Annotated in this window: 3 protein-coding genes; 2 read left to right on the forward strand and 1 reads right to left on the reverse strand. The window is 35.8% G+C overall.

Translation table 11 applies throughout. The features are described from left to right. The first annotated feature begins 122 nt into the window (after positions 1-122). Both V7L95_RS12795 and V7L95_RS12800 read left to right on the forward strand, forming a co-directional pair. Positions 123-296: a hypothetical protein gene (locus tag V7L95_RS12795; RefSeq protein WP_017359627.1), complete on the forward strand. Its 174-nt coding sequence runs from the start codon at positions 123-125 to the stop codon at positions 294-296. 110 nt (positions 297-406) lie between these two features. Beyond that, the gene (locus V7L95_RS12800; protein WP_017359626.1) at positions 407-1237 is read left to right on the forward strand and encodes an SMI1/KNR4 family protein; all 831 of its coding nucleotides are present in this window, start codon (positions 407-409) and stop codon (positions 1235-1237) included. A 40-nt stretch (positions 1238-1277) separates the two neighbouring features. Here V7L95_RS12800 and V7L95_RS12805 read toward each other — a convergent pair whose 3' ends face one another. After that, entirely contained in the window at positions 1278-1526 is a 249-nt protein-coding gene (locus V7L95_RS12805; protein ID WP_017359625.1) for a DUF2651 family protein, read from the reverse strand. Positions 1527-1659 lie beyond the last annotated feature (133 nt).

Below are 1659 nucleotides of genomic sequence, written 5' to 3' on the forward strand. Positions count from 1 at the left end.
TAGCAGAAAAAACGCCAGAAAAAATCGTGAAAGTGGTCATCGATTCTTTTTGGAAAGAGTAGCAGAATGTTATAGAAAGGCTCTTAAAGCTCAAAATGATATTCAAAAAGGAGAGTGTCTGTATGGTGATTAAAAGACTCCTAATCATTGTATCCATTGTATTGTTAAGTGTTTCAACAGCAGAAACTTTAAAAATCATTGAAACAAAATCAATTCGGAATACAACAATGGAGGAACAAAAATCAAATCGACACACGATTATGATTGATCGAAATACAACTTCTGAAAATGTATAGACAAGATTAAAACAGACTTTAAGAGTCTGTTTTTTTATGAAGTAGAATGAGTAAATGAACAGTTGGTCAATGTTATACTTATCTCAGATAGATACGAGGAGGCATCCACTTTGAAATCATTCTGGGAGAAAGAAGAAGAGAGTCCTTTCACGTTAGAAAAGATAGATGAGGAACAAATTCATGAAGCAGAGGGAACACTTGGAGTCACTTTACCCGATACATACAAAAAACTCATTTTAGAATGGAATGGTGGTTTTACAGTTCGTAATGCTTTTCCAACCGAACGGCCGAATTCATGGGCAGAGGATCATGTTCAATTCGACCATCTAAGAGGAATCGCCAAAGATGATGGAATTATGAATAGTGTTCAGTTAAGTGATGAATTGGAGCTGCCAGAGGGACTTGTTTTCATCAGCGGGGAAGAAGATACATGGATCGCCATGGATTACCGAGAAACGAAGGAACATCCTCCTATTCACTATTTCGATTTAGAGATGGAAGTAAATTTTAAGCTGGCAGATACTTTCGATGAATTTGTTAAGCGGTTATATACAGCTGACGACGCCATGGTTGAAGTAATAGAGATTGAGGAGGAAGCTTCGGATTTATATATCAGTAAAGAAGAGCTTGAACTCATTTTTGAGAGAGGAGACCTTCGTCAGCAGAATCTCTTCAAAATGGCACATTATCCAATGGAAGACATTGAAGAGATCGCATGGTTTTTCTTGCGCATGAAACAGTGCATCAAACAGATAAAAGATCAACAGGTCTTGTATGAAACAGCTACTGCTATTCACTCCAACCTTCTGTTAAACCCAGATATGCCAAGGAATGACCGTATTAATCAAGAGCTGCAAGAAATGGCTGAATTTCTAGAAAATAGTGAAGATCCGAATACCGCCTTTTTGGGAGAGGACATTCATCCAGTGAAAAAACGATAGTGAAAGAAAAAAGCCCTTTCCAGGGCTTTTCGAATGTAGTTTATGATCTCTTTTTATTTAAAATTTTCATAATGAATAATGCTATATATGAAGCAATGAATGAGCCTAAAGTGTAAACAACAGCCCAGCCAAAGAAAGAGACATTAAAAAGTGTAAATGTCAGAATGAGCAAAATGATAAAGCTCACAACTGGCATGAAATAAATCTTTTGTACAAACAATGTGACGATAAAAGAAGCGATGATCATACTTACTGGAAGCAAGCCGAATGCGAATTCTAAATGAGTCATCTTCATTCTCCCTCTAGAATCACCTATTAAATATTTTGAGAACATCATTTCTATTTTGTTCTAACATGAAAAAGTCATATTCAGAAACATGATTCTTATCCAAAATTTTGTCAAGACCTTTTATCTTTAAAGA

This window comes from Bacillus sp. PPSBB_11, from assembly GCF_038023285.1.
Taxonomy (GTDB): domain Bacteria; phylum Bacillota; class Bacilli; order Bacillales; family Bacillaceae; genus Bacillus; species Bacillus altitudinis.

Coding starts and splice junctions, on each gene's coding strand:
- V7L95_RS12805 (WP_017359625.1), bottom strand. CDS start 1,526: ATGACTCATTTAGAATTCGCATTCGGCTTGCTTCCAGTAAGTATGATC.
- V7L95_RS12795 (WP_017359627.1), top strand. CDS start 123: ATGGTGATTAAAAGACTCCTAATCATTGTATCCATTGTATTGTTAAGT.